Here is a 21922-nt window from a genome sequence, read left to right on the forward strand (position 1 = left end):
GAAATGTCCCTCGTGCGCTCATGAAGAGGGGGACACCGCCGCGCGCTTGCGCTCGTGGTGTCCCCCTCCTCGTACGGACTGCTAGTCGCGGGCCGCGGTCAGGTGCTCCGCGTGCTCCTGGAGCGAGCGGACGCCCACGTCGCCGTGGCCGAGCGCCTCGATGCCCTGGACGGCCGCGGCGAGCGCCTGGACCGTGGTCAGGCACGGCACGCTGCGCGCCACCGCGGCGGTACGGATCTCGTAGCCGTCGAGGCGGCCGCCGGTGCCGTACGGGGTGTTGACGATCAGGTCGACCTGGCCGTCGTGGATCAGCTGGACGATGGTCTTCTCGCCGTTCGGGCCCTCGCCCTCGCTGAGCTTGCGCACGACGGTGGCGTTGATGCCGTTGCGGCGCAGGACCTCGGCGGTGCCGGAGGTGGCGAGCAGCTCGAAGCCGTGGGCGACGAGCTCGCGGGCCGGGAAGATCATCGAGCGCTTGTCGCGGTTGGCGACGGAGATGAACGCGCGGCCCTTGGTGGGCAGCGGGCCGTAGGCGCCGGCCTGCGACTTGGCGTACGCCGTGCCGAAGACCGAGTCGATGCCCATGACCTCGCCGGTGGAGCGCATCTCCGGGCCGAGGACCGTGTCGACGCCGCGGCCGTGGATGTCGCGGAAGCGCGACCACGGCATGACGGCCTCCTTGACGGAGATCGGCGCGTCCAGCGGCAGGGTGCCGCCGTCGCCCGTCTTCGGCAGCATGCCCTCGGCGCGCAGCTCGGCGATGGTCGCGCCGAGCGAGATGCGGGCGGCGGCCTTCGCGAGCGGGACCGCGGTCGCCTTCGAGGTGAAGGGGACGGTGCGGGAGGCGCGCGGGTTGGCCTCCAGCACGTAGAGGATGTCGCCCGCCATCGCGAACTGGATGTTGATCAGGCCGCGGACGCCGACGCCCTTGGCGATGGCCTCGGTGGAGGCGCGCAGGCGCTTGATGTCGAAGCCGCCGAGGGTGATCGGGGGCAGGGCGCAGGCGGAGTCGCCGGAGTGGATGCCGGCCTCCTCGATGTGCTCCATGACGCCGCCGAGGTAGAGCTCGGTGCCGTCGTAGAGCGCGTCGACGTCGATCTCGATCGCGTCGTCGAGGAAGCGGTCGACCAGCACGGGGCGGGTCGGGGAGATCTCGGTGGACTCGGCGATGTACGCCTCCAGGCGCGCCTCGTCGTAGACGATCTCCATGCCGCGGCCGCCGAGCACGTAGGACGGGCGGACGAGGACCGGGTAGCCGATCTCGTCGGCGATGGCCTTCGCACCCGCGAAGGTGGTGGCAGTGCCGTGCTTGGGGGCGGGCAGGCCGGCGTCGGCCAGGACCTGGCCGAAGGCGCCGCGGTCCTCGGCGGCGTGGATGGCCTCCGGGGAGGTGCCGACGACCGGCACGCCGTTGTCCTTGAGCGCCTGGGCGAGACCCAGCGGGGTCTGGCCGCCGAGCTGGACGACGACGCCCGCGATCGGGCCCGCGAGGGACTCGGCGTGGACGATCTCCAGCACGTCCTCGAGCGTGAGGGGCTCGAAGTACAGGCGGTCGGAGGTGTCGTAGTCGGTGGAGACGGTCTCCGGGTTGCAGTTGACCATCACGGTCTCGTAGCCGGCGTCGCTCAGGGCGAAGGAGGCGTGGACGCAGGAGTAGTCGAACTCGATGCCCTGGCCGATGCGGTTCGGGCCGGAGCCCAGGATGATCACCGCGGGCTTCTCGCGGGGCGCGACCTCGGACTCCTCGTCGTAGGAGGAGTAGAAGTACGGGGTCTTCGCGGCGAACTCGGCGGCGCAGGTGTCGACCGTCTTGTAGACCGGGCGGACGCCGAGGGCGTGGCGGACCTCGCGGACGACGTCCTCGCGCAGGCCGCGGATCTCGGCGATCTGGGCATCGGAGAAGCCGTGACGCTTGGCCTCGGCGAGCAGCTCGGGGTCGAGCTTCTCGGCGGCGGCGAGCTCGTCGGCGATCTCCTTGATCAGGAAGAGCTGGTCGACGAACCACGGGTCGATCTTGGTGGCCTCGAACACCTCCTCCGGGGTGGCGCCGGCGCGGATGGCCTGCATGACGGTGTTGATGCGGCCGTCGGTCGGGCGGACCGCGGTGAGCAGCAGCTCGTCCTTGTCGCCCGGCTCGCCGGTGAAGGCGAACTGGGAGCCCTTCTTCTCCAGGGAGCGCAGGGCCTTCTGCAGGGCCTCGGTGAAGTTGCGGCCGATGGCCATGGCCTCGCCGACCGACTTCATGGTGGTGGTGAGGGTGGCGTCGGCGGCCGGGAACTTCTCGAAGGCGAAGCGCGGGGCCTTGACGACGACGTAGTCGAGGGTCGGCTCGAAGGAGGCCGGGGTCTTCTCGGTGATGTCGTTGGGGATCTCGTCGAGCGTGTAGCCGACGGCCAGCTTCGCGGCGATCTTGGCGATCGGGAAGCCGGTGGCCTTGGAGGCGAGCGCCGAGGACCGCGAGACGCGCGGGTTCATCTCGATGACGATGATGCGGCCGTCGTCCGGGTTCACCGCGAACTGGATGTTGCAGCCGCCGGTGTCGACGCCGACCTCGCGGATGATCGCGATGCCGATGTCGCGCAGGCGCTGGTACTCGCGGTCGGTCAGCGTCATCGCCGGGGCGACGGTGATCGAGTCGCCGGTGTGGACGCCCATCGGGTCGAAGTTCTCGATGGAGCAGACGACCACGACGTTGTCGGCCTTGTCGCGCATCAGCTCGAGCTCGTACTCCTTCCAGCCGAGGATGGACTCCTCCAGGAGCACCTCGGTGGTCGGGGAGAGCGTCAGGCCCTGGCCGGCGATGCGGCGCAGCTCCTCCTCGTCGTGGGCGAAGCCGGAGCCGGCGCCGCCCATGGTGAAGGAGGGGCGCACGACGACGGGGTAGCCGCCGAGGGTGTCGACGCCCTTGATGACGTCGTCCATGGAGTGGCAGATGACCGAGCGGGCGGACTCGCCGTGGCCGGTCTTGCGGCGGACCTCCTCGACGACCTCCTTGAAGAGGTCGCGGTCCTCGCCCTTGTTGATGGCCTCGACGTTGGCGCCGATGAGCTCGACGTTGTACTTCTCCAGCACGCCCTGCTCGTGCATGGAGATGGCGGTGTTCAGGGCCGTCTGGCCGCCGAGGGTGGGCAGGAGGGCGTCGGGGCGCTCCTTGGCGATGATCTTCTCGACGAACTCGGGGGTGATCGGCTCGACGTACGTGGCGTCGGCGATCTCCGGGTCGGTCATGATCGTCGCGGGGTTGGAGTTCACCAGGATGACCCGCAGGCCCTCGGCCTTGAGGATGCGGCAGGCCTGGGTACCGGAGTAGTCGAACTCGGCGGCCTGGCCGATGACGATCGGGCCGGAGCCGATGACCAGGACGGACTGGATATCGGTGCGCTTAGGCACGCTCGGCCTCCATCAGAGAAACGAAGCGGTCGAAGAGGTACGCGGCGTCGTGCGGGCCCGCGGCCGCCTCGGGGTGGTACTGGACGCTGAAGGCCGGCTGGTCGAGCAGCTGGAGGCCCTCCACCACGTTGTCGTTGAGGCAGACGTGGGAGACCTCGGCGCGGCCGAAGGGGGTCTCGGAGACCTTGTCGAGGGGCGCGTCGACGGCGAAGCCGTGGTTGTGCGCGGTGACCTCGACCTTGCCGGTGGTGCGGTCCTGGACCGGCTGGTTGATGCCGCGGTGGCCGTACTTCAGCTTGTAGGTGCCGAAGCCGAGCGCGCGGCCGAGGATCTGGTTGCCGAAGCAGATGCCGAACAGCGGGGTCTTGCGCTCCAGGACGCCCTGCATGACGGAGACCGCGTGGTCGGCGGTGGCCGGGTCGCCGGGGCCGTTGGAGAAGAACACGCCGTCCGGGGAGACCGCGTAGATGTCCTCGGCGGTGGCGGTCGCGGGCAGGACGTGCACCTCGATGCCGCGCTCGGCCATGCGGTGCGGGGTCATGCCCTTGATGCCGAGGTCGACGGCGGCGACGGTGAAGCGCTTCTCGCCGATCGCGGGGACGACGTACGTCTCCTTGGTGGCGACCTCGGCGGAGAGGTTGGCGCCCTTCATCTGGGGGGATTCCTGGACGCGGGCCAGCAGGGCCTCGTCGCGGACGCCCTCGAAGGCCTCGCCGGAGAAGATGCCGACGCGCATGGCGCCGCGCTCGCGCAGGTGGCGGGTCAGGGCACGGGTGTCGATGCCGCTGATGCCGACGACGCCCTGCGCGGCGAGCTCCTCGTCCAGCGAGCGCTTGGCGCGCCAGTTGGAGGGGATGCGGGCGGGGTCGCGGACGACGTAGCCGGACACCCAGATGCGGGAGGACTCGGGGTCATCGTCGTTGACACCGGTGTTGCCCACGTGCGGGGCGGTCATCACGACGACCTGCCGGTGGTAGGACGGGTCGGTGAGGGTCTCCTGGTAGCCGGTCATGCCGGTGGAGAACACGGCTTCGCCGAAGGTCTCCCCCACTGCGCCGTAGGCACGGCCGCGGAAGATCCGACCGTCCTCCAGGACGAGTACGGCGGGAGCTTTGGCTGCTCCCCTGGTGGAGGTCGTCATCGTTCGGCGCCTTCCGTCGTGATGGATGAGTGCTGTGTTACGAGAGTGGTGATGCCCTCGACCCAGGCGGCGTGCTCGGCCGCCCGGTCGGAGCGGAATCCGGAGTCGATCAGCGTGTCGCCGTGCGCCCAGGTGACGACGAGCAGACCGCCCTCGGTGAGTACCTTGCCCGCGATTCCCTTGTCGAGGCGGGCGCCGCGCAGTTGCGCGGCCGGTACGAAGAAGTCGTTGGCACCCGGACGGACCACTTCCAGGCCCGCCTCGGTGAGCGTGAGCTCGACCCGGCTGCGCACGCCCAGCCCGTGGGCGACGATCCGGTCGAGCCACTGCCCGGCGGTCGTCGACCCGTGGTACCGGCCGGTGAGGGCGAGCCGGTGCTCGGGCAGACCGCCGGGGGCGACGGGGAGCTCGGGCAGATCGCTCTGCAGGGCCCCTCGCCATTTCCAGCCCTGCCGCATCAGCCAGTAGACGAAGGCGATGAAGACGAGCAGACCGACCACCCACGCGATGCGGGCGCCCCAGTCCGTCACCTCCGCCGACTTGCGTTCGGCGGCCTCGGCGGCCAGTTGGATTACTGCAGGTGTCACGCCAGCTTCCCGTCCACGACCGTTGTACGGCCCCGCAGGAAGGTGTGAGTGACGCGACCCGGCAGCTCGCGGCCCTCGTAGGGCGTGTTGCGGCTGCGGGAGGCGAAGTGTGCGGGGTCCACGACACCACGGTACGAGGTATCGACCAGGGTCAGGTTCGCGGGTTCACCAGCCGAGACGGGGCGTCCGTGGAGGTGGGACAGGCCGCCGATGCGGGCCGGGGCGAAGGACATGCGCTCGGCGACGCCCGCCCAGTCCAGCAGGCCGGTCTCCACCATCGTCTGCTGGACGACGGAGAGCGCGGTCTCCAGGCCCACCATGCCCATGGCGGCGGCTGCCCACTCGCAGTCCTTGTCCTCGTGCGGGTGCGGGGCGTGGTCGGTGGCGACGATGTCGATCGTGCCGTCGGCGAGCGCCTCGCGCAGGGCCAGCACGTCGCGCTCGGTGCGCAGCGGCGGGTTGACCTTGTAGACGGGGTTGTAGGAGCGGACCAGCTCGTCGGTGAGGAGGAGGTGGTGCGGGGTGACCTCGGCGGTGACGTCGATGCCGCGGGACTTGGCCCAGCGGACGATCTCGACGCTGCCGGCGGTGGAGAGGTGGCAGATGTGGACGCGGGAGCCGACGTGCTCGGCGAGGAGGACGTCGCGGGCGATGATCGACTCCTCGGCGACGGCGGGCCAGCCGCCGAGGCCCAGCTCGGCGGAGACGATGCCCTCGTTCATCTGGGCGCCCTCGGTCAGGCGGGGCTCCTGGGCGTGCTGGGCGATGACCCCGCCGAAGGCCTTCACGTACTCCAGGGCGCGGCGCATGATCACGGCGTCGTCGACGCACTTGCCGTCGTCGGAGAAGACGGTGACGCGGGCGGCGGACTCGTGCATGGCGCCGAGCTCGGAGAGCTTCTTGCCCTCCAGGCCGACGGTGACGGCGCCGATCGGCTGCACGTCGCAGTAGCCGGCCTCCTGGCCGAGGCGGTAGACCTGCTCGACGACGCCGGCGGTGTCGGCGACGGGGAAGGTGTTCGCCATGGCGAAGACGGCGGTGTAGCCGCCGGAGGCGGCGGCGCGGGTGCCGGTCAGGACGGTCTCGGAGTCCTCGCGGCCGGGCTCGCGCAGGTGGGTGTGGAGGTCGACGAGGCCGGGGAGGAGGACCTGGCCGGCGGCCTCGATGACGGTGGCGCCGTCGGCGGAGAGGTTCTGGCCGACCTCGGCGATGGTCTCGCCGTCGATCAGGACGTCCTGGGCCTCGCCGCCGAGGACCTTCGCACCGCGGATCAGGATCTTGCTCATGGTTACTTGTTCTCCTCGGCGGTGCGGGCGGCGGGGCTGGTGGTGGTGACGGCGGGCTCGGAGCCGCCGAGCAGCAGGTAGAGGACGGCCATGCGGATGGAGACGCCGTTGGCGACCTGCTCGACGACCGTGCAGCGGTCGGAGTCGGCGACCTCGGCGGTGATCTCCATGCCGCGGACCATGGGGCCGGGGTGCATGACGATGGCGTGCTCGGGCATCTTCGCCATCCGCGCGGCGTCCAGCCCGTAGCGGCGGGAGTACTCGCGCTCGGTGGGGAAGAAGGCCGCGTTCATCCGTTCGCGCTGCACACGCAGCATCATGACGGCGTCGGACTTCGGCAGCACCTCGTCGAGGCTGTACGAGATCTCGCAGGGCCAGGTCTCGACGCCGACGGGGACGAGGGTGGGCGGGGCCACGAGGGTGACCTCGGCGCCGAGGGTGTGCAGCAGGTCGACGTTGGAGCGGGCGACGCGGCTGTGCAGGACGTCGCCGACGAGGGTGATGCGGCGGCCGGCGAGGTCCTTGCCGAGGCCGGCGTCGCGGCCGACGAGGCGGCGGCGCATGGTGAAGGCGTCCAGCAGGGCCTGGGTGGGGTGCTGGTGGGTGCCGTCGCCGGCGTTGATGACGGGGGCGTCGATCCAGCCGGAGTTGGCGAGCCGGTAGGGGGCGCCGGAGGCGCTGTGGCGGATGACGACGGCGTCGACGCCCATCGCCTCCAGGGTCTGGGCGGTGTCCTTGAGGGATTCGCCCTTGGAAACCGAGGAGCCCTTGGCCGCGAAGTTGATGACGTCGGCGGACAGGCGCTTCTCGGCGGCCTCGAAGGAGATCCGGGTGCGGGTGGAGTCCTCGAAGAAGAGGTTGCAGATCGTGCGGCCGCGCAGGGTGGGCAGCTTCTTTATCGGCCGGTCGGCGACCCGGGCCATCTCCTCGGCGGTGTCGAGGATGAGGACGGCGTCGTCGCGCGTGAGGTCGGCGGCCGAGATGAGGTGGCGCTTCATCTGGGTGCTCCGTAGGTCGTGGAGGTCTTCAGCGGTGGGCGTGCCGGCTGTGGGCAGGCAGGCGTGCGCGCGGGCCCCGGCACCCCGGGGCCCCGCACTCGTACGGGCTACAGCCCTGCTGCCGTGGCGGTCCGCTGGCCGAGCAGCACGGCGTCACGGCCGTCCTCCTCCTGGAGCTGGACCTTGACGATCTCCCGCAGCGACGTGGGGAGGTTCTTGCCGACGTAGTCGGCGCGGATCGGCAGTTCGCGGTGGCCGCGGTCGACGAGGACGGCGAGCTGCACGGCGCGGGGGCGGCCGATGTCGCCGAGGGCGTCGAGGGCGGCGCGGATGGTGCGGCCGGAGAAGAGGACGTCGTCAACCAGGACGACGAGGCGGCCGTGGATGTCGTCGCCCGGGATCTCGGTGCGGCCGATGGCGCGGGCCGGCTTCATCCGCAGGTCGTCGCGGTACATGGTGATGTCGAGGGAGCCGACCGGGATCTTCGTGCCGGTGATCTCTTCGAGCTTGGCGGCCAGCCGGCGGGCGAGGAACACCCCGCGGGTGGGAATGCCGAGGAGCACCACGTCGTCGGCGCCCTTGGCGCGTTCGACGATCTCGTGGGCGATGCGGGTCAGGACCCGCGCGATGTCCTGTGCCTCGAGCACGGGGCGCATCGCCTCGATGCCGGGGGCGCCGGAGGCACTGGGGGCATCGACGTTCTGAGCAGCCTGAGCGTCCATGGAAAAGGACCTCCTTCTCCGCCTCACGGGACGGACCTTAAAGGACGTCTGTTGTAACGCCGTCCACGGTACCAGGGGTATCGGCGGCGGGCCGCACCGGGTCCGGGCCGCGGCCCTCGTCAGGGGGCGTTGGGCGGCATTCGGCTTGACGCAGCCAAGTAACGCTGCGTAACCTCACAGTGAGTTACCAGACCGCGCGGCGGAGCCGCCCGTAGTTACGTCCGGGAGCGTTATGTCCAGCGAATACGCCAAACAGCTCGGGGCCAAGCTCCGCGCCATCCGCACCCAGCAGGGCCTCTCCCTCCACGGTGTCGAGGAGAAGTCCCAGGGCCGGTGGAAGGCCGTGGTGGTCGGTTCGTACGAGCGCGGGGACCGCGCCGTGACCGTCCAGCGCCTCGCCGAGCTGGCGGACTTCTACGGGGTGCCGGTGCAGGAGCTGCTGCCGGGTACGACCCCCGGCGGTGCGGCCGAGCCGCCGCCGAAGCTGCGCCTGGACCTGGAGCGGCTGGCCGGCGTGCCCGCCGAGAAGGCCGGCCCGCTGCAGCGCTACGCGGCGACGATCCAGAGCCAGCGCGGGGACTACAACGGCAAGGTGCTGTCGATCCGCCAGGACGACCTGCGCACCCTGGCCGTGATCTACGACCAGTCCCCCTCGGTGCTGACCGAGCAGCTGATCAGCTGGGGCGTGCTGGACGCGGACGCGCGGCGTGCGGTGGCGCACGAGGACGCCTAGTCCTCGGCCCCAGGACCAGCAGAAACGTTACCGGTGAGGACCGGGAGCCTGATGTGGCTCCCGGTCCTCACCGGTTTTCGCGTCTCTCCGGCACATACGACGGCAGGGCCCGCAGCGCGGTGGCGCAGCGGGCCCTGCCGTCGTACCGGGCCGGGCGGGGCTACTCGCCCCGGCGCAGGCTCGGCTTCAGGTCCTTGAAGCGGGCCAGCAGTCCGTTCACGAACGAAGGCGATTCGTCCGTGGAGAACTCCTTGGCCAGCTGCACGGCCTCGTCGATGGCCACGGCGTCCGGGGTGTCGTCCACCCAGATCAGCTCGTACGCCCCGAGCCGCAGGATGTTCCGGTCGACGACCGGCATGCGGTCGAGCTCCCAGTCCACGGCGTAGGTCACGATCAGGTCGTCGATGCGCTTCACCTTGTCGGCGTAGCCCTCGACGAGGTCCATCGTGAAGGCGTTGACCGGCGGCTGCCGGTCGTCCGACCGCGAGTGACGGACCCAGTCCGCGAGGACCTCCCGCACGGGAACCCCGCGCTGGTCGGCCTCGAACAGGATCTGGAAGGCGCGCTTGCGCGCGTTGCTGCGGGCAGCCACGGTTAGCTGCTCACCCGGCCGAGGTAGTCGCTGGTGCGGGTGTCGACCTTGACCTTCTCGCCGGTGGTGACGAAGAGCGGGACCTGGATCTCGTGGCCGGTCTCCAGCTTGGCGGGCTTGGTGCCGCCGGTGGAGCGGTCGCCCTGGACGCCCGGGTCGGTGTGCTCGATGACCAGCTCGACGGCGGCCGGGAGCTCGACGTAGAGCACCTCGCCCTCGTGGCGGGCCACGGTGGCGGTGAAGCCCTCGATGAGGAAGTTGGCGGCGTCGCCGACGGCCTTGCGGTCGACGTGCAGCTGGTCGTAGGTCTCCATGTCCATGAAGACGAAGTACTCGCCGTCCATGTAGGAGAACTGCATGTCGCGGCGGTCGATGGTGGCCGTCTCGACCTTCACGCCCGCGTTGAAGGTCTTGTCGACGACCTTGCCGGACAGCACGTTCTTGAGCTTGGTGCGCACGAAGGCCGGGCCCTTGCCGGGCTTGACGTGCTGGAACTCGACGACGGACCAGAGCTGGCCGCCTTCGAGCTTGAGCACCATGCCGTTCTTGAGGTCGTTCGTGGAAGCCACGGTTGCGGAATCTCCTGCACTGGAAGACCACGGGTGCACGCACGGCCCGGCACAGCGGACTACAGCGCGAGCAGCTCCTTGGTCGTAATGGTGAGTAGCTCGGGACCGCCGTCCGCCTCGGGGCGTACGACGAGCGTGTCATCGATCCGGACCCCGCCCCGGCCCGGAAGGTGGACCCCCGGTTCGACGGTGACCGGCACGCAAGCGTCCAGTTTACCCATTGCCGTAGGTGCAAGCTGCGGGTCCTCGTCGATTTCGAGACCCACGCCGTGTCCGGTCCACGGAGCGAGGGCTTCCCCGTATCCGGCCGAGTCGAGCAGGGAGCGGGCCGCGTGGTCGACGTCGCGGTACGCGGCTCCGGGCAGGAGGGCCTCGCGGCCGGCCCGCTGGGCGGCGAAGACGAGGTCGTACAGCTCGATCTGCCAGTCGGCGGGGGTGGTGCCGATGACGAAGGTCCGGCCGATCTCGCACCGGTAGCCCCGGTAGTTCGCACCGAGGCAGACGGACAGGAAGTCGCCCTCCTCCACGCGCCGGTCGGAGGGCCGGTGCCGGGAGCGGCCGGAGTGGGGCCCGGTGCCGACGGAGGTGGGGAAGGCCGGCCCGTCCGCCCCGTGGTCGACGAGCCGGCGCTCCAGCTCCAGGGCGAGGTGGCGTTCGGTGCGCCCGACGAGGATCGACTCCAGCAGCTCGCCGAGGGCCTGGTCGGCGATCTCGGCGGCGATCCGCAGGCAGGCGATCTCCTCCTCGTCCTTGACCAGGCGCTGCTGTTCGACGGCGTGGCCGAGGTCGGCGAGGCGCAGCCGGGGCGCGACGGAGCCGATGGCGCGGTGGCGGGCCACGGTGAGGTGGTGCTCCTCCACGGCGAGCGAGTCGGCCCGCTCGGATCCGGCCAGGTCGGCGGCGGCGACGGCCGCGTCGGCGCCGGGGACGGGCAGGACGTTGAGGCCGAGCCGCTCGTCGAGGCGGCCCTCCTCGGCCTCGCCGCTGGGCGGGCCGACGGTGAACAGCACGTCCTGGCCATCCGGGCCGAGGAGGAGGACGGCGCCGCGCGGGGATCCCCCGGCGAGGTAGCGGACGTTCGCCGGACGCGTGATCAGTGCGGCGACGTTCCCGGCGGCGGCACAGCGGTCGCGAAGCAGGCCCCGGCGGGCCGCGTACACGTCTGACATGTCTTCGAGCCTACGAGCGAACGGCCCGTCCGGCCTGATGGGCGCCGCCGTACGGGGCCGGGCCCGGGCGGCGGGGCCGGGGCGGCGAACGTACGGCGGAAGCCGGGACCGGGAGTGAGGGCACCCACCCCGGCAGCAGCGCACAGCCGGCGGCTCAAGGAGGGTGATTCCATGGCGACCGGCAGACACCTCACAGCGGCGGCGGCAGGCGGGGCCTGCGGGGCCCGTGGCTCCCTCTCAGGGGGCGGGGGCCGTGATGGCGCGCGCCAGGGCCTCGTCCAGGGCGCGGGCGGTGCCCTCCACGTCGAGGTCGGAGTTGTCGATGATCGGCAGGCCGGAGCCGTACCAGCCGGCCATCCGGCCGTGGATCCGCGCGACCTCCTCGTCGGAGAGGCGGCGGTTGCCGGAGCGCTCGGCGTTGCGCTCCAGGACGATCTCCAGTCCGGGCAGCAGCACCACGGGCAGCAGGGCCGGGCCGACGTGCCGTTTCCAGCCACCGAGGCCCACGACGGGGCGGTCGGGGAAGACGGCGTCGTCGAGGATGCAGGAGATCCCGTTGGCCAGGAAGTTGCGGGCGGCGAAGCCGCAGGTGCGGCGGGCGAGGCGGTACTGGGCCTCGGAGTGGTCGTTCCAGCCGGCCTGCGGGTCGGCGAAGCCCGAGCAGACCCATTCGCGGACGTCGTCGAGGCTGATGTGCGCGGTCGGCACCGGGCGGGTGCTCGCCCAGTGCCGGGCCACGGTGGTCTTGCCCGCGCCGGCCGGGCCGATCAGCAGCACGGCCAGCACGGCCGCGCCGGTGCCGCCGCCCGCCGGGCCGTGGCCGGGGGAACCGGCCACGGCGGGCGGCAGCGGGATGTGCCCGGTGGTGTCGGGTCCGGGCGGCGGCAGGTGCGGGGGCACGTGCGGAGGCGGCGGCGGTGCCGTCGGCCACCCCTGCGGCGCAGGGGGTATCGGCGGCTGCGGGGGCACCGCCGGCTGGTGTCCCGGCGGGCCCCAGCCTCCGCTGGCGCCCCCGACTCCCTGGTGCATCCGCTGCCACTCCGTCTCGTTCCGGCCGACTGATGCGAGAACGTTATATGACCACGGAGGCTGCGGCGCCCACCGGCGCCCCTTGACGCGCCTTGGCGCCCCTCGGCGCCGTCAGACGGCCAGTTCGTCCGCCAGAGCGCGCAGGGCCAGCCGGTAGGAGCCGATGCCGAAGCCCGCCACCGTCCCGGTCGCCACCGCGGCGATGACCGAGGTGTGCCGGAACTCCTCGCGCGCGTACGGGTTCGAGATGTGGACCTCGATCAGCGGGGCGGTCCGCTGGGCGGCCGCGTCTCGCATCCCGTACGAGTAGTGCGTGAAGGCACCGGGGTTGATCACCACGGGGATCTTCCCGTCCGCCGCCTCGTGGAGCCAGCGGATGATCTCGCCCTCGTCGTTGGTCTCGCGGACCTCGACGTCGAAGCCGAGCTTCCCGCCCAGCTCCCGGCAGGTCTCCACGAGCCCCGTGTACGAGGTGGCCCCGTACACGTCGGGCTCGCGCGAGCCGAGCCGGCCCAGGTTGGGGCCGTTCAGGACGAGCACCTTTCGGCTCATGCCGACACCTCGCCGTACGCGGCGATCAGGTGGGCCGGGTCGGGGCCCTCCAGCACGGTCGGCTTGGCCAGGCCGTCCAGGACGATGAAGCGCAGCAGGTTGCCGCGGGACTTCTTGTCCACCTGCATGGTCTGCAGCAGCTTGGGCCACTGGTCGCCGCGGTAGGTCAGCGGCAGCCCGACGGAGGCCAGGATCTGCTTGTGCCGCTCGGCGGTGGCGTCGTCGAGGCGGCCGGCGAGCCGGCCGAGCTCGGCGGCGAAGACCATGCCGACCGACACGGCCGCGCCGTGGCGCCACTTGTAGCGCTCGTTCTTCTCGATGGCGTGCGCGAGGGTGTGCCCGTAGTTCAGGATCTCCCGCAGCCCCGATTCCTTCAGGTCGCTGGAGACCACGTCCGCCTTGACCTGGATCGAGCGGACGATCAGCTCGGCGGTGTGCGGGCCGTCCGGGGTGCGGGCGGCGGCCGGGTCGGCCTCGATCAGGTCGAGGATGGCCGGGTCGGCGATGAAGCCCGCCTTGATGATCTCCGCGAGGCCGCTGACGTAGTCGTTGACCGGCAGCGACTCCAGCGCCGCGAGGTCGCACAGGACGCCGGCGGGCGGGTGGAAGGAGCCGACGAGGTTCTTGCCCTCGGCCGTGTTGATGCCGGTCTTGCCGCCGACGGCCGCGTCGACCATCGCCAGCACCGTGGTGGGCACCGCGATCCAGCGCACCCCGCGCAGCCAGGTGGCCGCGACGAAGCCCGCCAGGTCGGTGGTGGCGCCGCCGCCGACGCCGACGATCACGTCGGTGCGGGTGAAACCGGACTGGCCGAGGGCCTTCCAGCAGTACGCGGCGACCTCGGCCGTCTTGGCCTCCTCGGCGTTCGGCACCTGGATGGCGATCGCCTCGTAGCCCTGCTCGGCGAGGTCGTCGCGCAGCGCCTCACCGGTCGAGGCGAGCGCCTCGGGGTGGATCACGGCGACCCGCTGGGCCTTCGTACCGATGAGGCCGCCGAGCTCGCCGAGCAGTTGGCGGCCGACCAGTACGTCGTACGCGTCGTGGCCGGCGCTGGCGCCGACGTGGATCCGCGTCACCTGGTCTGTCATACGTCCTTCAACTCCAGAGCGTCGAGGACCGCCTGGGCGACCTCTTCGGGGGTGCGGTCGTCGGTGGGCACCTCGACGCGCGCGACTTCGGTGTACAGGGGGCGGCGGGCCTCCATCAGCTCGCGCCACTGGCGGCGCGGGTTGACGGCGAGCAGCGGGCGCGCGGCGCCCAGCCCGACGCGCCGGACGGCTTCCTCGACGTCCATCGAGAGGTACGCCACGGGCAGGCCGGCCAGCAGGGCGCGGGTGCCCGCGTCCAGGACGGCGCCGCCGCCGAGTGCGAGGACTCCGGTGTGCTCGGCGACGGCGGTGGCCACCGCCTGCCGCTCCAGCTCACGGAAGTACGGCTCGCCCTCGTCGACGAAGATGTCGGAGATCGCACGGCCCTGCGCCGCGACGATGTCCGCGTCCGTGTCCCGGTAGGGGACGCCGAGCCGCCGGGCCAGCAGCTCCCCCACCGTGGACTTGCCGGACCCCATGGGGCCGACGAGGACGACCAGGGGTGATCCGGTCACCGGATCTGCAGGTTGTCGAGGTAGGACTGCACGTTGCGCCGGGTCTCGGCGACGGAGTCACCGCCGAACTTCTCCACGACGGCGTCGGCGAGGACCAGGGCGACCATGGCCTCGGCGACGATGCCGGCGGCGGGGACGGCGCAGACGTCGGAGCGCTGGTGGTGCGCGGCGGCCGCCTCGCCGGTGGCGACGTCCACCGTGGCCAGGGCGCGCGGGACGGTCGCGATGGGCTTCATCGCGGCGCGGACGCGCAGGAGTTCACCCGTGGTCAGGCCGCCCTCGGTGCCGCCGGAGCGGCCGGAGGTGCGCTTGATGCCCTCGGGGGTGGAGACGATCTCGTCGTGGGCCTGCGAGCCCGGCACGCGGGCCAGGTCGAAGCCGTCGCCGACCTCGACGCCCTTGATGGCCTGGATGCCCATCAGCGCCGCCGCGAGGCGGGCGTCCAGACGGCGGTCCCAGTGCACGTGCGAACCGAGGCCGACCGGCACGCCGTAGGCGAGGACCTCGACGACACCGCCCAGGGTGTCGCCGTCCTTGTGGGCCTGGTCGATCTCCGCGACCATCGCCTTCGACGCGTCCGCGTCCAGGCAGCGCACCGGGTCGGCGTCCAGCTTCTCCACGTCCGCCGGGGTCGGGTAGACACCGTACGGGGCCTTCGCAGCGGCCAGTTCGACCACGTGCGAGACGATCTCGATGCCGGCGGCCTCCTTCAGGAAGGAGCGCGCCACGGCGCCGAGGGCCACGCGGGCCGCGGTCTCACGGGCGCTGGCGCGCTCCAGGATCGGCCGGGCCTCGTCGAAGCCGTACTTCTGCATGCCCGCCAGGTCGGCGTGGCCCGGACGCGGCCGGGTCAGCGGGGCGTTGCGGCCGGTCTCCTTCAGCTCCGCCGGGTCGACGGGGTCGGCCGACATGACCTTCGTCCACTTCGGCCATTCGCTGTTGCCGACCATCACGGCCACCGGCGAACCGAGGGAGAGCCCGTGGCGGACACCGCCGAGGAACGTCACCTCGTCCTGCTCGAACTTCATCCGCGCACCACGGCCGTACCCCAGCCGGCGCCGCGCCAGGTGGTCGGCCACCAGCTCCGTGGTGACCGGAACGCCGGCGGGAAGCCCCTCCAGCGTCGCCACCAGCGCCGGACCGTGCGACTCCCCAGCGGTCAGCCAACGCAACCTGCTCAACGATGCTCCTCATGCTCGCGCCTGGTACTGCGGCGGCGCGGCCGGGTGCGCGGCCCGGACCCGCCATACCCGATCCTCCCACGTCCGGGCCGGTGCGCCGCCCCCGGTCCAGCAGGCGGACGGCGGTGCACCCGCCCCACCCTGGCCGGTGCGACTGGAGCGGGGCAATATTTCCCGCCGCAGTTCATCAGGTACGCGGCGCGGCGGCTCAGTGGCGCGCTGTGAGGGCGGCCTCGCCGGCGGCGCGCATGGCGGCCAGCGGTCCGGCCGGGCAGCCGGTCATCTGCTCGACCTGGAGCACGGCCTGGTGCACCAGGAGGTCCAGGCCGCCGAGCAGGCGCCCTCCGCGCTCCGACCAGGCGGCGGCGAGGGCGGTCGGCCAGGGGTCGTACAGGACGTCGAAGAGCGTGCCGGGTGCGTCGGGGACGGCCGGCGCCAGGGCGTCGGTGGCCCCGGCCGGGGTCGTGGCGATCACCAGGGGCGCGGCGAGCGCCTCCGGGGCCTGCGACCAGTCGGCCGTGCGGACGCGGACGCCGAGCCGCGCGCCCCACTGGTGCATCTCCTCGGCGCGGGCGCGGGAGCGGACGTACGCGGTGATCTCGCCGGTGCATATCCGCTTGAGCGCGGCCAGTGCGGAGGAGGCCGTGGCGCCGGCCCCGAGGATGGCGGCGCTGTCGACGCTGTCCACGCCGCGCTCGTGGAGCGCGGCGATGATCCCGGGGATGTCGGTGTTGTCGCCGAGGCGGCGGCCGTCCTTCGTCAGGACGACCGTGTTGACCGCCTCCACGGAGGCGGCGGTGTCGCTGATGGCGTCGAGGAGCGGGATGACCGCCCGCTTCAGCGGCATGGTCAGCGACAGTCCGGCCCATTCGGGACCGAGGCCGGCGATGAAGCCGGGGAGCGCGGCCTCGTCCATCTCGAAGCGGTCGTACGACCACTCGGCGAGGCCGAGCTCCTGGTACGCGGCGCGGTGCAGCACCGGTGAAAGGGAGTGCTCGATGGGCGAACCCAGCACCGCGGCCCGTATGCGTGACATCTGTTACCTACCCACCCGACTTCTTGCTCTGACGTTCGTTGAACTGCGCCACCAGTTTCTCGTGTTCCGCGAACGTCTTGGTGAAGGTCGTCGTGTTGCCGTCGACCGACACGAAGAACATCCAGCCGCCCTTGTCGGGGTCGAGCGCGGCGTTGATGGCTTCGCTGCCCGGGTTGCTGATGGGTCCGGGCGTGAGGCCCTTGTAGAAGTACGTGTTGTACGGGTTGTCGAGCTTGCGCGTCTCCTCGCGGGTGACGTTGATGTCGCTCGTGCCCTTGAGGTAGTTGATCGTCGAGTCGAACTCGAGCTTCTGGTTCGTGACGTCGTTGGTCTTCTTCAGGCGGTTGTAGATGACCTCGGACATCTTGCGGTAGTCCTCGTGCTTGTTGCCCTCGACCTGGACGAGGCTCGCGACCGTGACCAGCTGGAGCGGGTTCTCCAGGCCGAGCGCCTTCGCCTTCTCCTCGATGCCGATGGCCGCGTACTTGTCGTTCGCGTTGCGGATCATCTGCTTGAGGAGGGACTGCGGCGTGGTGTCCTTGGACAGGTCGTAGCGCGCCGGGTAGAGGAAGCCCTCCAGCGGGTCGCGGATCTTCGCGTTGTTCGCGGCCCAGGTGGGCAGGCCGAGGTTCTTGGACTCCTGCTTGGCGATCTGGGCGGTGGTGCCCTCGGGCTTGCCGAGCTTCTTGTCGATCGCCTTGTAGACGTCGACGGCGCGGGTGCCCTCGGGGATGGTGAGCACGTTGAGCTTGGAGGGGTCGACCATCACCGCGACGGCGGACGCGGCCGACATCTTCTTCTTGAGCGTGTAGACGCCGGCCTGGATCGAGGTGCCCTTCTTGCTCGCCTGGGCTGCGGCGATGAACGCGTCCGTGCTGGCGACGACCCCGTGTTCCTTGAGGATGTTGCCCATCTGGGCCAGGGTGGCGTTCTGCGGGATCTGCACCTCGACGGACTCGTCGGTTCCGGCACCCGTGTAGTCCTCGGCGGCACCGAAGCGCGCCTTGAGGTAGCTGTAGCCGTAGTAGCCGCCCCCGCCGACCACGCCGAGGATCACGACTGCGGAGACGAGGCAGGCGGCCTTGCTGCTCTTCTTCTTGCCCTTGCCCTTGCCGCCCTTGCCGCCCTTGCCGCGGCCCGCGCGGCGGCCGCCGCCGGCCGGGGCGTCGGAGTCATCGTCCGAGGAGGCCTCGGCCTCCTCGTCCTCCTCCAGGCTCGGCTCGGGGTCCGGGCGGCGGCGGCCCGGGGGCTCCGGCGGCGGGTAGGCCTCGTCGGTGCCGTAGAGGTCGGGGGTCTCGCCGGGGAAGCCGCCGATGGGCTGCTGGGCGTACGGCTCGGCGCCCGCGTACGGGTCGACGGTCTGGACGGGGTCGGCGTACTGGATCTGGCCGGTGTCCCAGGTCTGGCCCTGGCCTGCGTACGTCTGCTGCATCTGCGGCTGCATCTGCTGCGGCTGCTGCATCTGCTGGGCCGGGTGGGGCTGCTGCGGGGCATAGCCCTGCATCGGCTGCCCGTACTGGTCCTGCTGCTGGACGTGCTGGACGTACTGCTGCTGGTACTGCGGCTCCTGCGGATACTGCTGCTGCGGGCCACCGCCGTAGGGCATCTGACCCTGCTGGGCCTCGTGCCCGCCCCACCCGGGGTCCCCGTACAGGGGGTCCTCCGGGTGCCACGGTTCGGGGCCAGAGCCCCGTCCATACTCAGTCATGGATCCCCTAGAGCCGCGAGACGGAGTACCTGGCAACGGCCGCCAGGCACCCGGTTCCGCCTCTGAAGTGGTGGGCGACGGCTGTTCGAATGCCGCCACGTCTCGCGGAACGTTACCGTATCGCGATCAGACAACCACTTCGACGCACTCGCCGGGCGGATTACCCGATACCCGTTCGGTCTCAAGAGCGTTCTGGAGGATCACCACAGCGGCTGCCTGGTCGATCACCGACCGGCCCTTCTTGGCGTTGCGCCCGGAGGCCCGAAGGCCCTGGGCGGCGGTGACCGTGGTCATCCGCTCGTCCACCAGGCGGACCACCACCGGCTTGATGCCCTTGGCGAGTTCCGTGGCGAAGGCACGCACCTTGGCCGCGGCCGGCCCCTCCCGCCCGCTGAGCGAGCGGGGCAGGCCGACCACGACCTCCAGGGGTTCGTACTCCTCGACGAGCTGCCGCAGCCGCCGGTGGGCAGCGGGGATGTCCCGGCCGGGGACGGTCTCCACCGGAGTGGCCAGCACCCCGTCGGGGTCGCAGGAGGCGACCCCGATCCGGGCGTCCCCGACGTCGATGGCCAGTCGGCGGCCGCGGCGCAGCGTCATGGTCAGACCGTCTCCACCACGAGGCGCTCGACCGCGGCGATGGCCTCCGGGACCGCGGCCGGGTTCTGGCCGCCGCCCTGGGCGACGTCCGGCTTGCCGCCACCGCCGCCGCCGAGGGTCTTGGCGGCGGTGCGGACCAGGTCGCCGGCCTTCAGGCCGCGCTCGCGGGCGGCCTCGTTGGTGGCGATCACGGTCAGCGGGCGGCCGCCCGCCACGGTGAACAGGGCCACGACGGCCGGGCGGTCGCCCTGGATGCGGCCGCGGACGTCGAGGACCAGCTTGCGCAGGTCGTCGGCGCCGGTGCCGTCCTGGACCTGGCCCACGACGAGGGCGACGCCGCGGATGTCCTGGGCGTTGTCGGCGAGGCCGGCGGCGGCCTGGAGGACCTTCTCCGCGCGGAACTTCTCGATCTCCTTCTCGGCGTCCTTCAGCTTGCCGAGCATGGAGGCGATCTTCTCCGGCAGTTCCTCCGGACGGCCCTTGACCAGCTCCTGGAGCTGGGCGACGACCGTGTGCTCCTTGGCGAGGAAGTTGTACGCGTCCGCGCCGACGAGCGCCTCGACACGGCGCACGCCGGAGCCGATGGAGGACTCGCCGAGCAGCTTGACCAGACCCAGCTGGGAGGTGTTGCCGACGTGCGTGCCGCCGCACAGCTCCTTGGAGAAGTCGCCGATGGTCACGACGCGGACCTGCTCGCCGTACTTCTCGCCGAACTCGGCGATGGCGCCCTGCTTCTTCGCCTCGTCGATGCTCATGATCTCGGCGGTCACGTCGAGCTCGCGGGACAGCACGTCGTTGATCTTCTGCTCGACGTCGGTCAGGACCGTGCCGGGGACGGCGTTCGGCGAGCCGAAGTCGAAGCGGAAGCGGCCCGGGCTGTTCTCGGAGCCGGCCTGGGCGGCGGTCGGGCCCAGCGCATCGCGCAGCGCCTGGTGGGTCAGGTGCGTCGCGGAGTGGGCGCGGGCGATGGCCCGGCGGCGCCGGACGTCGATCGCGGCGTACGCGGAGGCGCCGACGGTGACCTCGCCGACCTGGACCGAGCCCTTGTGGACGGAGACGCCCGGGACCGGCTGCTGCACGTCGCGGACCTCGATGACCGCGCCGGTGTCGAGCTTGATCCGGCCCTGGTCGGCGAGCTGGCCGCCGCCCTCGGCGTAGAACGGGGTGCGGTCGAGGACGACCTCGACCTCGTCGCCCTCGGAGGCGGCCGGGGAGGAGACGCCGTTGACGAGCAGGCCCACGATGGTGGCCTCGCCCTGGTTGGTGGCGTAGCCGGTGAACTCGGTGCCGCCGGCAGTGTCGGCGATCTCGCGGTAGGCGGAGACGTCGGCGTGGCCGGTCTTCTTGGCCTTGGCGTCGGCCTTGGCCCGGTCGCGCTGCTCCTGCATCAGGCGGCGGAAGCCGGGCTCGTCCACGGTCAGGCCCTGCTCGGCGGCCATCTCGAGGGTGAGGTCGATCGGGAAGCCCCAGGTGTCGTGGAGCAGGAACGCCTTGTCGCCGGAGAGGACGGTGCCGCCGGCGGCCTTGGTCTCGGTGACGGCGGTGTCGAGGATGTTGGTGCCGCCCTTGAGGGCCTTGAGGAAGGCGGCCTCTTCGGCGAGCGCGACGGTCTCGATGCGCTTGCGGTCGGTGATCAGCTCGGGGTACTGCTGGCCCATCGTGTCGATGACGACGTCGATGAGCTCCTTCACGACCGGGCCGGTTGCGCCCATGAGGCGCATGTTGCGGATGGCGCGGCGCATGATGCGGCGCAGCACGTAGCCGCGGCCCTCGTTGCCCGGGGTGACGCCGTCACCGATGAGCATGACGGAGGTGCGCATGTGGTCGGCGACCACGCGCATGGAGACGTCGGTCTCCTTGGCGGCGCCGTACTGGACCCCGGTCAGCTCGGTGGCCTTGTCCATGACCACGCGCAGGGTATCGGTCTCGTACATGTTCTGCACGCCCTGCAGGATCATCGCCAGGCGCTCGAGGCCGAGACCGGTGTCGATGTTCTTCGACGGCAGGTCGCCGAGGATCGGGAAGTCCTCCTTGCCGTCGCCGGCGCCGCGCTCGTACTGCATGAAGACCAGGTTCCAGATCTCCACGTAGCGCTCGTCGTTGACGGCCGGGCCGCCCTCGACGCCGAACTCCGGACCGCGGTCGTAGTTGATCTCGGAGCAGGGGCCGCAGGGGCCGGGGACGCCCATGGACCAGAAGTTGTCCTTCTTGCCCAGGCGCTGGATGCGCTCGGCGGGGACGCCGATGACGTCGCGCCAGATCTGCTCGGCCTCGTCGTCGTCCTGGTAGACGGTGATCCAGAGCTTCTCCGGCTCCAGCCCGTAGCCGCCGTCGGCCACCGGGGTGGTCAGCAGCTCCCAGGCCAGCTTGATGGCGCCTTCCTTGAAGTAGTCGCCGAAGGAGAAGTTGCCGCACATCTGGAAGAAGGTGCCGTGGCGGGTGGTCTTGCCGACCTCTTCGATGTCCGGGGTGCGCACGCACTTCTGCACGCTGGTGGCCCGCGGGGCCGGCGGCTTGGTCTCACCGAGGAAGTACGGCTTGAACGGGACCATGCCCGCGTTGACCAGCAGCAGAGTCGGGTCGTCCGCGATGAGCGACGCCGAAGGGACAACGGCATGACCGCGCTCCTCGAAGAAGCTCAGCCAGCGGCGGCGGATTTCAGCCGACTCCATCAGTGGTCCTCATTCCGGTTGATGTACGTAAGGTTCGGTCGGTCGGTGGCCCGGAGGCGCTTGTCGTTCTGGATGGCCCGCGGCCGCCGCGGCCCGGGAAGGGCGGTGACGTTGTCGGGCCGGTCGGGGTCCTGGTGCAGCCCCAGTGCGTCGTTCAGCTCGTCCTCGCGCTGGATCATTCCCGCCTTGACGTCGAGGGCGAAGTCCTTGAGGCGGTGGCCGGCCTCGACGGCCTTGTCGGCGGCCAGGGCGGCGAGGCTCTCCGGCGTCAGCTTCTTCAGCTGCCGGTTGACCTTGGTGGTGGCCCACACGCCGGCGGCAGCGCCTGCGGTGAACCAGAAGGCTCGGCGGAACATC

20 protein-coding genes are annotated in these 21922 nt (G+C 71.3%); 1 reads left to right on the forward strand and 19 read right to left on the reverse strand.

The window, feature by feature from the left end:
- Positions 1-81: 81 nt before the first annotated feature.
- The 6 genes from carB to pyrR form a co-directional block, all read right to left on the reverse strand.
- Positions 82-3390 (reverse strand): carbamoyl-phosphate synthase large subunit, encoded by a 3309-nt coding sequence (gene carB, locus AB0F11_RS21175; RefSeq protein ID WP_362175854.1) that lies wholly within the window; start codon positions 3388-3390, stop codon positions 82-84.
- Positions 3383-4531, reverse strand: a complete 1149-nt coding sequence (carA, locus tag AB0F11_RS21180) for a glutamine-hydrolyzing carbamoyl-phosphate synthase small subunit (protein ID WP_362175857.1) — start codon at positions 4529-4531, stop codon at positions 3383-3385. Before carA ends, carB begins: the two co-directional genes overlap by 8 nt.
- A complete protein-coding gene (locus AB0F11_RS21185; protein ID WP_362175860.1) occupies positions 4528-5118 on the reverse strand; it encodes a hypothetical protein in 591 nt (196 codons plus the stop codon). The genes carA and AB0F11_RS21185 overlap by 4 nt, the downstream gene beginning before the upstream one ends.
- The gene (locus tag AB0F11_RS21190) at positions 5115-6404 is read right to left on the reverse strand and encodes a dihydroorotase (RefSeq protein ID WP_362175863.1); all 1290 of its coding nucleotides are present in this window, start codon (positions 6402-6404) and stop codon (positions 5115-5117) included. Before AB0F11_RS21190 ends, AB0F11_RS21185 begins: the two co-directional genes overlap by 4 nt.
- Before the next feature lie 2 nt (positions 6405-6406).
- Positions 6407-7402, reverse strand: a complete 996-nt coding sequence (locus AB0F11_RS21195) for an aspartate carbamoyltransferase catalytic subunit (RefSeq protein WP_362175866.1) — start codon at positions 7400-7402, stop codon at positions 6407-6409.
- 107 nt (positions 7403-7509) lie between these two features.
- The gene (pyrR, locus tag AB0F11_RS21200; RefSeq protein WP_362176030.1) at positions 7510-8058 is read right to left on the reverse strand and encodes a bifunctional pyr operon transcriptional regulator/uracil phosphoribosyltransferase PyrR; all 549 of its coding nucleotides are present in this window, start codon (positions 8056-8058) and stop codon (positions 7510-7512) included.
- 298 nt (positions 8059-8356) lie between these two features.
- On the opposite strand from pyrR, the gene bldD reads away from it, so the two are divergent.
- Positions 8357-8857, forward strand: a complete 501-nt coding sequence (bldD, locus tag AB0F11_RS21205) for a transcriptional regulator BldD (protein WP_030841550.1) — start codon at positions 8357-8359, stop codon at positions 8855-8857.
- Positions 8858-9017: 160 nt separating this feature from the next.
- On the opposite strand, the gene nusB is transcribed toward bldD, so the two are convergent.
- The 13 genes from nusB to AB0F11_RS21270 all read right to left on the reverse strand — a co-directional run bounded on the left by nusB (position 9018) and on the right by AB0F11_RS21270 (position 21921).
- Complete coding sequence (nusB, locus tag AB0F11_RS21210) at positions 9018-9449, reverse strand: transcription antitermination factor NusB (protein WP_362175869.1); 432 nt, start codon at positions 9447-9449, stop codon at positions 9018-9020.
- A 2-nt stretch (positions 9450-9451) separates the two neighbouring features.
- The gene (gene efp / locus AB0F11_RS21215; RefSeq protein ID WP_362175872.1) at positions 9452-10018 is read right to left on the reverse strand and encodes an elongation factor P; all 567 of its coding nucleotides are present in this window, start codon (positions 10016-10018) and stop codon (positions 9452-9454) included.
- Between the two features lie 59 nt (positions 10019-10077).
- Positions 10078-11187, reverse strand: coding sequence for an aminopeptidase P family protein (locus tag AB0F11_RS21220; protein ID WP_362175875.1), 1110 nt, complete (start codon positions 11185-11187; stop codon positions 10078-10080).
- Between the two features lie 237 nt (positions 11188-11424).
- Positions 11425-12216 carry an AAA family ATPase gene (locus tag AB0F11_RS21225; protein WP_362175878.1) on the reverse strand — a complete coding sequence of 264 codons (792 nt, stop codon included), beginning with the start codon at positions 12214-12216 and terminating at the stop codon, positions 11425-11427.
- A gap of 111 nt (positions 12217-12327) precedes the next feature.
- The gene (gene aroQ, locus AB0F11_RS21230) at positions 12328-12768 is read right to left on the reverse strand and encodes a type II 3-dehydroquinate dehydratase (RefSeq protein WP_362175881.1); all 441 of its coding nucleotides are present in this window, start codon (positions 12766-12768) and stop codon (positions 12328-12330) included.
- The gene (aroB, locus tag AB0F11_RS21235; protein WP_361909123.1) at positions 12765-13856 is read right to left on the reverse strand and encodes a 3-dehydroquinate synthase; all 1092 of its coding nucleotides are present in this window, start codon (positions 13854-13856) and stop codon (positions 12765-12767) included. The genes aroQ and aroB overlap by 4 nt, the downstream gene beginning before the upstream one ends.
- Positions 13853-14371, reverse strand: coding sequence for a shikimate kinase (locus AB0F11_RS21240; RefSeq protein ID WP_361909120.1), 519 nt, complete (start codon positions 14369-14371; stop codon positions 13853-13855). The genes aroB and AB0F11_RS21240 overlap by 4 nt, the downstream gene beginning before the upstream one ends.
- Positions 14368-15552, reverse strand: coding sequence for a chorismate synthase (aroC, locus tag AB0F11_RS21245; protein WP_362175885.1), 1185 nt, complete (start codon positions 15550-15552; stop codon positions 14368-14370). The genes AB0F11_RS21240 and aroC overlap by 4 nt, the downstream gene beginning before the upstream one ends.
- 208 nt (positions 15553-15760) lie before the next feature.
- Positions 15761-16588 carry a shikimate dehydrogenase gene (locus tag AB0F11_RS21250; RefSeq protein ID WP_362175888.1) on the reverse strand — a complete coding sequence of 276 codons (828 nt, stop codon included), beginning with the start codon at positions 16586-16588 and terminating at the stop codon, positions 15761-15763.
- A gap of 7 nt (positions 16589-16595) precedes the next feature.
- A complete protein-coding gene (mltG, locus tag AB0F11_RS21255) occupies positions 16596-18296 on the reverse strand; it encodes an endolytic transglycosylase MltG (protein WP_362175891.1) in 1701 nt (566 codons plus the stop codon).
- A 126-nt stretch (positions 18297-18422) separates the two neighbouring features.
- On the reverse strand, positions 18423-18893 hold the full coding sequence (ruvX, locus tag AB0F11_RS21260) for a Holliday junction resolvase RuvX (RefSeq protein ID WP_361909109.1): 471 nt from the start codon (positions 18891-18893) through the stop codon (positions 18423-18425).
- Between the two features lie 2 nt (positions 18894-18895).
- Positions 18896-21565 carry an alanine--tRNA ligase gene (gene alaS / locus AB0F11_RS21265; protein WP_362175894.1) on the reverse strand — a complete coding sequence of 890 codons (2670 nt, stop codon included), beginning with the start codon at positions 21563-21565 and terminating at the stop codon, positions 18896-18898.
- Positions 21565-21921, reverse strand: a complete 357-nt coding sequence (locus AB0F11_RS21270; RefSeq protein ID WP_362175897.1) for a hypothetical protein — start codon at positions 21919-21921, stop codon at positions 21565-21567. Before AB0F11_RS21270 ends, alaS begins: the two co-directional genes overlap by 1 nt.
- Position 21922 lies beyond the last annotated feature (1 nt).

This window comes from Streptomyces sp. NPDC032472 (assembly GCF_040636955.1).
In the GTDB taxonomy this organism is placed as follows: Bacteria; Actinomycetota; Actinomycetes; order Streptomycetales; family Streptomycetaceae; genus Streptomyces.

Coding starts and splice junctions, on each gene's coding strand:
- bldD (WP_030841550.1), top strand. CDS start 8,357: ATGTCCAGCGAATACGCCAAACAGCTCGGGGCCAAGCTCCGCGCCATC.
- AB0F11_RS21195 (WP_362175866.1), bottom strand. CDS start 7,402: ATGAAGCGCCACCTCATCTCGGCCGCCGACCTCACGCGCGACGACGCC.
- pyrR (WP_362176030.1), bottom strand. CDS start 8,058: ATGCGCCCCGTGCTCGAGGCACAGGACATCGCGCGGGTCCTGACCCGC.
- aroQ (WP_362175881.1), bottom strand. CDS start 12,768: ATGAGCCGAAAGGTGCTCGTCCTGAACGGCCCCAACCTGGGCCGGCTC.
- AB0F11_RS21220 (WP_362175875.1), bottom strand. CDS start 11,187: ATGTCAGACGTGTACGCGGCCCGCCGGGGCCTGCTTCGCGACCGCTGT.
- carA (WP_362175857.1), bottom strand. CDS start 4,531: ATGACGACCTCCACCAGGGGAGCAGCCAAAGCTCCCGCCGTACTCGTC.
- mltG (WP_362175891.1), bottom strand. CDS start 18,296: ATGACTGAGTATGGACGGGGCTCTGGCCCCGAACCGTGGCACCCGGAG.
- alaS (WP_362175894.1), bottom strand. CDS start 21,565: ATGGAGTCGGCTGAAATCCGCCGCCGCTGGCTGAGCTTCTTCGAGGAG.
- aroB (WP_361909123.1), bottom strand. CDS start 13,856: ATGACAGACCAGGTGACGCGGATCCACGTCGGCGCCAGCGCCGGCCAC.
- AB0F11_RS21190 (WP_362175863.1), bottom strand. CDS start 6,404: ATGAGCAAGATCCTGATCCGCGGTGCGAAGGTCCTCGGCGGCGAGGCC.
- AB0F11_RS21225 (WP_362175878.1), bottom strand. CDS start 12,216: ATGCACCAGGGAGTCGGGGGCGCCAGCGGAGGCTGGGGCCCGCCGGGA.
- ruvX (WP_361909109.1), bottom strand. CDS start 18,893: ATGACGCTGCGCCGCGGCCGCCGACTGGCCATCGACGTCGGGGACGCC.
- AB0F11_RS21250 (WP_362175888.1), bottom strand. CDS start 16,588: ATGTCACGCATACGGGCCGCGGTGCTGGGTTCGCCCATCGAGCACTCC.
- AB0F11_RS21270 (WP_362175897.1), bottom strand. CDS start 21,921: ATGTTCCGCCGAGCCTTCTGGTTCACCGCAGGCGCTGCCGCCGGCGTG.